Raw genomic sequence first — 342 nt, forward strand, 5'->3', positions numbered from 1 at the left:
GAAAAGTTCACCTACGTTCATGCTGATAAGCTTATGGAATCAGAAATGTTTGAACGTACTCGTGGCATGACCGAGATGACATTCAAGGTGAACTCAGCTGACTCCGTCTCTATGCTGGCTGGATCGAACGATTATTCATTGTCGGAAAACTTCGCAGAACAGTACCTCACCTGTGTTTCTAACGCTGCGCACCAATGGATTGATAAAGATAACGCCGAAAAACAAGGGTGTGATACTAACGACGATGGTCTAGTGGACAGAGAGAATGGCTCCCTTACACCGGATAGTCAGTTTGTGCTCAACAACCCTTTTGCATACAGACTTCGAGATCTAGCACAGTCT

1 pseudogene is annotated in these 342 nt (G+C 45.3%); it reads left to right on the top strand.

Going from position 1 to position 342, the window contains the following annotated elements:
* Positions 1–45: 45 nt before the first annotated feature.
* Positions 46–342: pseudogene (locus tag AB4486_RS23880) on the top strand (hypothetical protein); the annotation flags it as partial.

This window comes from Vibrio sp. 10N.222.55.C6 (assembly GCF_041473395.1).
Classification (GTDB): Bacteria; Pseudomonadota; Gammaproteobacteria; order Enterobacterales; family Vibrionaceae; genus Vibrio; species Vibrio crassostreae_C.